At 71.4% G+C, this 7,659-nt stretch carries 4 protein-coding genes; all 4 read right to left on the bottom strand.

Features of this window, described 5'->3' with window-relative positions; all coding sequences use genetic code 11:
• Positions 1–999: SDR family oxidoreductase (locus VF697_RS16920; RefSeq protein WP_331096220.1), on the bottom strand; the 999-nt coding region annotated here is incomplete at its 3' end.
• Between the two features lie 119 nt (positions 1,000–1,118).
• Positions 1,119–2,471, bottom strand: coding sequence for a glycosyltransferase family 39 protein (locus VF697_RS16915; protein WP_331096218.1), 1,353 nt, complete (start codon positions 2,469–2,471; stop codon positions 1,119–1,121).
• Between the two features lie 50 nt (positions 2,472–2,521).
• Positions 2,522–4,297 carry a peptidase MA family metallohydrolase gene (locus VF697_RS16910; protein WP_331096216.1) on the bottom strand — a complete coding sequence of 592 codons (1,776 nt, stop codon included), beginning with the start codon at positions 4,295–4,297 and terminating at the stop codon, positions 2,522–2,524.
• Entirely contained in the window at positions 4,297–7,461 is a 3,165-nt protein-coding gene (locus tag VF697_RS16905) for a DUF4175 family protein (RefSeq protein WP_331096214.1), read from the bottom strand. Before VF697_RS16905 ends, VF697_RS16910 begins: the two co-directional genes overlap by 1 nt.
• Positions 7,462–7,659 lie beyond the last annotated feature (198 nt).

Genomic DNA, 7,659 nt, shown 5'->3' with positions numbered 1-7,659 from the left:
CACGTGCCGGGCCTGCTTCAGCCGCTGGGGCCTTGCCCCCAGCCACCGCCAGCCACCGAGCAGGGCGGGCACGAGCAGGAGGCCTCCCAGCAGCCCGAAGCCGGCACGCTTCGCCGGGCTCGACCGCCAGCCGCCGCTGATGCTGGCGGGTGCCATCGGCTCGAAGAGGTTGCCGGAGCCCGGCCTGGCGGGCGTGTCCTGGAAGTGGTCGCGCTCCACCATCTTCGCCATGAGGCGCTCGGCGAGGCCGGGCAACAGCCTGTGCAGCAACCCCTCGTTGTGCGCCGAGGTGCCGACGAACACCTCGCGGCGGGGCCAGCGCGCGACGTCGACGATGACCCGGGCCGCCCGCTCCGCGGTGTAGATGGGGCTCATGGGCTGGAGGGCGCGCCCGGTATAGTTGGCCGCGTGCTGGAAGATGGGCGTGTCGATGGACGCCGGCATCACCGTGACGACGTGGATGTCCTTCGCGTCCAGCAGCTCCTGCCGCAGCGACTCGCCGAGGCCGCGGATGGCGAACTTCGAGGCGACGTAGGCGCTCGCATAGGGCCCGCCCACCACTCCGTTGATGGACGAGATGTTGATGAGCACCCCGCTGCCCTGCTCGCGGAAGGCGCGGATGGCCGCGCGGGCGCCGTACACGTAGCCGAAGACGTTGGTCTCGATGACGCGGCGCCATGCGTCCGGAGGCGCCTCCTCGAAGCGCGCGAAGAGCGACACCGCCGCGTTGTTCAGCCACACGTCGATGTGGCCGAAGTTCTCCAGCGCCCGGCGGGCCAGGGACTTTACCGCCTCCTCATCCGTGACGTCGGTGGGAACGACCAGCGCTTGTGCCCCGAGCTGCTCGCACTCGGAGGCCACTTCGCTCAGGGCCTCGGCATTGCGCGCCGCGAGCACCACCGTCGCCCCCTCGCGTGCGAAGCGGAGCGCCGAGGCGCGGCCGATGCCACTCGAGGCCCCGGTGATGACCACGACCGACTCGTTCAGCTTTCTGCGCATGTGCCTGCCCCCAGCCAACGGCCCGCGTCGTGGGGGCCGGTTCAAGAATGGGGCTGGCGCGAGGAGCGACGAGGAGCACGGGCCCGAGGGGTTCGCCGTCTCCCTGGAGAGCAGGCGAGCTACTCGCGAGAGAGGGGAGGCGGGCAGCGCTTCCAGAGCGCCGTCGGGCCCCACCGCCGCTGGACGCAGAACCCCGCTGTCTCCAGCTCGGGCTCTCCGAGTGCCGCCTTGTGGACGAGCACGTGGGAGAACTGTGGCTCCTGGAGCGGGCCGTACAACTCCCGCACCTGGTGCTCGGGGCGCACGAGGATCGGCACGTCGCGGCGCAGGTGGAACCGGCCGCTGACATTCCACTCCTTCTGGCCGGCGATGAGGATGCCCGTGAGGGAGGGGTCCTGCCCGGCGAAGACGAGGGCGTCGATCTGCTCCGTGCACAGTCCTCCCGGCATCTGCACGGTGGCCGCCGCCAACGAGGAGAGCGCGTACACGCCCACGAGTCCGCCCATGGCCCGGCGGGAGCGCACCCGCTGCGAGAGGGCACGCCACGCCGGCCCGGCCGCGAGGGCGACGAAGAGCGGCAGCAGCGGCGCGAGGAAGCGCACCTCCTTGTGCGCCAGCGCCATCACCACCCCGAGGTAGACGGCGAAGGCGCCCACGAGCACATCTCTCCGGGCCAGCCCACGCCCGAAGTGCCAGACGAGCAGCAGGGGCACCATGCCCGCCAGGGTGGGGAAGTACCACCACCAGGGCTTGCGGCCGAACTTCTCCGAGCCACCGGCGAGGAGGTTGAACTCGACGTACTTCCAGACGGAGTGCCAGGGCGCGCCCCAGGTGAGCCAGTCGAGCAGGCCGAGCCCCAGCAGCACCACGCCCACCCCCAGCGCGCCGCCCGCCAGCGAGCGCCAGCGCCGCGCGGCGAGCAGGCTCACGGCGATGGGCACGCCGAACACCGCCGAGGGGTAGCGCACCACGAAGGCCACGCCCAGCAGGAGGCCACTCCAGAAGCCCTCGCGCAGGCCGTCTCGCGCGCGGGCTCGCCACGCCCACAGGAGCGAGCCCAGCAGCGGGGCCACGCTCAACGAGTCCGCGAGCGGCCTCGCGGCATAGAGGAGCCACCCGCCCCAGGTGACGTGGACGGCCGTGGCCAGGAGCGCGGCCTCGCGACCGTCCCGCTCCTCGACGAGCCGGAACAGCGCCAGGGCGCCCCACGCCTGCACCGCGGCACACGTGGCCCACACCACCGAGGCCAGGGCCCACGGGTGCGAGAGCCCCAACCGCCCGCACAGCGCGAGGAGGCCTCCGAGCACCCCGGGGACGGCCCAGTTGCGCAGGCCCTCCACCCACTCCCAGGCGACGAGCCAGTACCCGAAGGCGAGCCCATGGGCCGGCTCCAGGAACTGGAAGACCTCGTCCGGGTGCTGCCGGCCGCGCTTGAGCGCCACCACCGCCACGGCGAGGACGGCGCCCGCCACGGCCAGCCTCCGCTCCCACGCGGGTTCGAGGGCGGTGTGACTCCGAGGGACTACTTGCCACCGTCCTTCGCGGGAGCCCCGGCCGGCGCCTTCGCGGCGTCCTTGCCAGAGCCGTCCTTCTCGAAGTCCTCGGTCTCGGCCAGCCCCGAGTCCGCGTCGCGCAGGAACTCCTGGGAGACGCGGTCCACGTCCTCGGCCTCGAGGCCGGTGAGCACCACGCTCGCCGCCCGCGTGCGCGTGACGAGCGCCGTCTCGCCCAGGGCCCCGTGGATGCGCATGAGCGCCAGGTGGATTTCCGGGTCGAACGGGTCCGCCGCGAGCGCCTCCAGGTAGGCCTGCTTCGCCTTCCCGTAGTCCTTGCGGAACAGGAGGATGCGGCCCAGGTGCACGTTGGTGCTCGGCGAGCCCGGGTGGACGCGCAGCGAGCCGCGCAGCACCTGCTCGGCCTCGTCCAGCCGCCGCAGCTCCAGCAGCGCCAGCGCGTACTTGTTGGACACCGCCTCGTACTTGTCGCCCACCAGCTTGTGCGCCTTGGCGTACTCCTCGGCGGCGGCCTTGATGCGGTTGCGCTCGCGCATCAGCTCGCCCAGGTGCGCGAACTTGCGCGCCGGCACCTCCGTCACCTCCGCGAAGTCGCCGAAGGAGATCTCCCGCCCCTTCTTCTTCTCGCCCTTGTCCTTGGCGTTCTCCTTGAGCACCACCTCCTCGCGCGGCAGCAGCTCCTTGGGGAACTGCTGCTTCTTGATGTGCGCGAGCCAGGCCTTCTCGAAGTTCGCGAAGGGCATGCCCGTGGCCGCCTCCACCGACTTGCGGTCCTGCTTGCCGTCGCGCAGGCCGAGGATGATCTCCCGCAGGGCCTTGTTGCCCAGGGTCGAGTACACGTAGTCGATGGCGTAGTAGACCTCGGCGAACGCGGTGGCGGCGTCCTCGGCCGTGGGCAGCATGGCGATGGACGGGTGCATCTTCTCGAAGGGGATGAGCTTGTCCTCCTTCACCCGCCGGCCCAGCAGCGCGAGCGTCGAGGGCGTCATCGCCAGCCCGGGCTTGCCGCGCCAGCGCGACTCCAGGAACTTGGCCAGGCCCTCGTGCAGCCAGATGGGCACCGTGTTCTGGCTCATCTGGCTCACCACCAGGTGCACGTACTCGTGCGCCAGCGTGTCCTGCCAGTCGTAGCCCCGGGCCACGGCCTTGGGGCTCGTCACCATCAGCTTGTTGAACTTGCAGATGGCGATGGTGCCCGTGGTCTGGATCTGCTGGTAGGTGAGGGTGCTCACCTTGGACAGCTCGCGCGCGTTGTTCACCACCTCCACGCGAACCTTCCCGCCCGGCGGCTTGTGCCCCAGGTCCTCGTAGAGCGCGCGGTGGATGGACTCCAGCGTCTCCAGCGCGTAGGGCACCAGCACCTCGTCCTTCCCCTTGGGGTAGAAGAAGATGAAGTGCTCGCTCTCGGCGCGAGCGTGGTCCTTCACGATGTCGCGCGTCTCCTTGGCCAGCCGCAGGTAGCTGCCCGGCTTGTCCTCGATGTTGGCGCCCTGGAGCAGCTCCACCGCCTCGGTGTAGCGGCCCTCCTCGAAGGCCACGCGGCCCTGGAAGTACTTGAGCGGCTCGATGTCGTCGGGGACGAGGGCCTCCAGCGCCGTCAGCTCCCGCCGCGCGGCCGGCACGTCCCAGTCCTCCAGCGCCTCCTCCACCCTCCCCAGGCGCTCCTTGGCCTCGTTCTTCAGCGACTCCTCGGCCCGCGCGCCCGTGGCGAGCAGCAGGCCCAGGCCGAGCAGCGCGGCGAGGAGGCCCCGGGAGCCCGCTGCCCTCACGTGAGTGCCGTGCATCACTTCACCAGCTCCTCGTAGTAGCGCTTCACCTGGTCCCGGTACTTCTCGGGCGTGCCTTCCTTCATCGCGTCCAGCAGGTCCTTGCGGAACTCCTTGGGCGCCTGGTAGGCCTCCTCGTCCGGAAGCTCCACCTTGTCGCGGGGATCCCTCCCGTTGCCCTCCTGCCGGCCGCCCATGCCCATGGGCAGTGGCAGTCCGCGCCCCTTGCCCCGGCCGCGCTGGCTCTCCTTCATCTGCTGCTGGAACTGGCGCAGGCCCTCCAGCGCCGCCTGCTGCTCGCCGTAGCCCCGGTTGGCGTCCTTGCCCTCCATGCGCTGTGCCGCCTCGCCCATGCGCTGGCCGATCTGCTCCATCTGCTCCCCGGCCTCCTGGCCGAAGAGGGGCGCCATCTGCTCCATCTCCTGCATCTGCTGGCGCAGGCCCTTGGCCTTCTGCTCCAGCCCCTGCTGCTCCTGGGCGAGCTGCTGCAACTGCTGCTTCTCCTGCTGGCTCATCTGCGAGCCCGGCGGCGGGAAGAGCGACTGCAGCTTGCGGTTCATGTCCTCCACCGACCTGGCGTCCTTCTCGAGCTGCTCGGCGAGCTGCGCGGACTGCTTCCGCACGTCCTCGGGGTTGCCGTACATCTCGTCCAGCGAGCGCTGCTGCTCGCCGTACATGGCGAGCTGCTGCGCGGCCTCGGAGGCGCGCTGCATCGACTCGGCCGCCAGGTCGTAGTCGTCCACCTTCAGCGCGTTCTTCGCGTTGTCCAGCTCGGCCTGCGCCTCCTCCAGCGGGCGCGAGGCCCGGCTGTTGAGCTCGTCCGGCCGCAGCTCCTTGTAGTCCTTCTGCACCTGGTCGATCTGCCGCTGCAGCTCGTCCTTCATCCCCTTGCCGCGCTCGGACAGCCGCTCCTGGTTCTGCTGCCGGGACTGGTCGCGCAGCGCCTTGGTGGCGTCGGCCACGCGCTGCTGCTCCTGCGCCGTCTTCTGCAGGTCGTCCATGAACTGGCCGAACTTCTGCGCCAGCTCGGGGAACTGCTCGTTGCCGAACTCGTCCTGCGCCTCGTTGAGGCCGTTGAGCATCTCGTCCATCTGCATGGACAGCTCCTGCAGCTTGGCGAGCGCCTCGTCCGTCTTCCCCTCGCGCATGAGCTTCTCGACGTCGTCGAGCGCGCTCTGCATGTCCTGGTCCTTCATCATCTCCTGAAGGGCCTCGGCGTTGAGGTGCTCGTCGCGGATGCCCTGGCGCATCTCGGACATGCGCTTCATCAGCTCGTCGATGCGCGAGCGCATCTCCTGAATCTGCTGCATCACCTGCTCGCGCGTCTGCTCGTCGGGGTTCTGCTTGTACTCCTCGATGAGGCGCGCCAGCTCCCGGCGCTCGTTGGCGAGCTGCTTGGCCATTTCCTGCAGCGCCTCCAGCTTCTGCCGGTCCAGCAGGGACTCCAGGTAGAGGATGTCCTTCTCCAGCTCGCCAATCTCCTCCTCCACCAGCGCGCCCAGGCGGGCCCCGGTGCCGAAGTCATCGCCGCCCTGCCGGCGCTGCTGGGTGCGCAGGTAGACGCGCCGGAAGTCCGAGGTGGCGCGCACCCGCTCGCCCAGCGTGGCGGCGATGTTGGCCAGCGCGGTGACGAGCTCGGCGGGGGTGTCCCGCTCGCGCCGCAGCTCCTGGGCGAGCGCGCGCATGTCGCCCACCAGCGCCAGGCCATTGGTGTCCACCGTCTGCGCCGAGGCCACCTTCTCCGGCGCCTTCACCCGGTCCCGATCCGGGCCCTCGAGCCGGTCCCCGAGGTGGTCCACCATGCGGCCCCAGAGGACCTCGGCCTTCTCCAGGGCGGCGCGCAGGTGCTCGGCGGCGCTGTAGACGCGCAGCACCTGGGTGCGGCTCACGCCTCGCTTGGGGCCCTCCACCGCGTCGTTGTCCTTGGCCTCGATGTAATAGGTGATGCGGTCTCCCGGCTGCACCTTCAGGGTGCCCAGGTCCCAGGTATGGGTGCCGCGGCTGCGCCGGCTGTCCTCGCGGGGCAGGGTGATGCGCGTCTCCTCCTTCGCGCCCGGCGTGCGGAAGACGAGCGCCAGGCCCCCGAGGCCGTAGTCGTCGCTGGCCTCGTACTTGAGCGTCACCTGCTGGCCCGGGTCGATCTCGATCTCCGCCGCGGGGGTGAGCAGGCTCACCTGGGGCGGGGCGTCCGCCTCCACGTTGAGCGTGATGTCCGGCCCGGTGGCGAGGGCCTTGCGGCCCGCGCCGTAGAAGACGAAGTGGTAGGTGCCCGTCTTCTTCGCCACGAAGGAGCCCGTCAGCTCGCGCTGGCCGGTGACGGTGAGCGGGAGCGTCTCGCCGTTGACGACGAGCTCGGCGCGCTCCACCTCGCGGTCCGAGCGCGTCTTGAGCTGCACCTCGGTGCCGGCCGGAGCGCTCACCTCGCCATTGGTGCCCGGCACGGTGCGCTGGGCCAGGCCCGTATAGGCGGGGTAGCGGTACGTCAGCTCGATGTCGCCGGTAATCGGCTCGCGCGGCTCGGGCTGGCCGATGCGGCGCGCGGACTCGAGGGCCTTGTCCAGCCCCGCGCGCCACTGCGCGCCCGCGAGGCCCAGCACCACCGCCAGCACCAGCACCACGCCGCCGAGCACGAGGCCCGCGTGCTTGAGGCGCGTGCCATCCACCACCGCGCTCGCGTCCACCTGCCCGGCGCGCAGGTCCATCTGCCGCAGGAAGGCGTCCGCGAGGTCCGAGGAGTGCGGGGCGTCGGGGCCGCCGTGCGTGCGCGCCAGCTCCACCGCGGCGAGCACGTCCAGGGACAGCTCGGGCCGGCGCTCGCCGATGAGGCGCGCGGTGCGCACGTCGTCGCCCACGGTGCGCAGGGCGAGCCCCACGCCGAAGGCACACGCCACGAGCGCGCCCACCACGGGTGACAGGAACATCACCCAGCGGCCGAGCCCCGGGGCGGCGAGCGCGAGGAAGCCGCCGGCCACCCCCAGTACGAGGAGGGCGGCGAGGCCCAGCAGCGCGCCCTGAAGCCACAGCAGGCGGCGCTGGCGGGCGCGCACCGCGGCGAGCAATCGCTCCACGCCTCGCGAGCGGGGCTCCTCCCGGGGCGCCCGCGGTGGGGCGGGCGGCTGGGGAGGAGACGGGGGCGGGAGCTCCGGTCCTGGGGTCGTCGTCTGGGGGGAGTCGAGATTCACGCTGTCACGTCCGCTCGGTCGTGTGGCAACCCACGACCGGGTCACCTATTCCGAATCTGTAGCAGGCCCGAGCTCGCGGTGCGTCCCGCCGGTGTCCGGGCAGGCACCTTCCGCTCCCGGGTGTCCGGCGGTGGAAGCTTGGGCGGTGTCCGGGAGGCGGAGGGGTTCAGCGGCTGGCGGTCTTGCGCGAGGCGCCCG

Origin of the sequence: Archangium sp. (assembly GCF_036388035.1) — a bacterium.
GTDB lineage: Bacteria > Myxococcota > Myxococcia > Myxococcales > Myxococcaceae > Archangium.
This window is presented reverse-complemented; position numbering and strand designations above follow the sequence as displayed.

What these genes read in the sequence shown, in the direction of transcription:
- VF697_RS16910 (WP_331096216.1), bottom strand. Translation starts at nt 4,297, where the DNA reads ATGCACGGCACTCACGTGAGGGCAGCGGGCTCCCGGGGCCTCCTCGCC.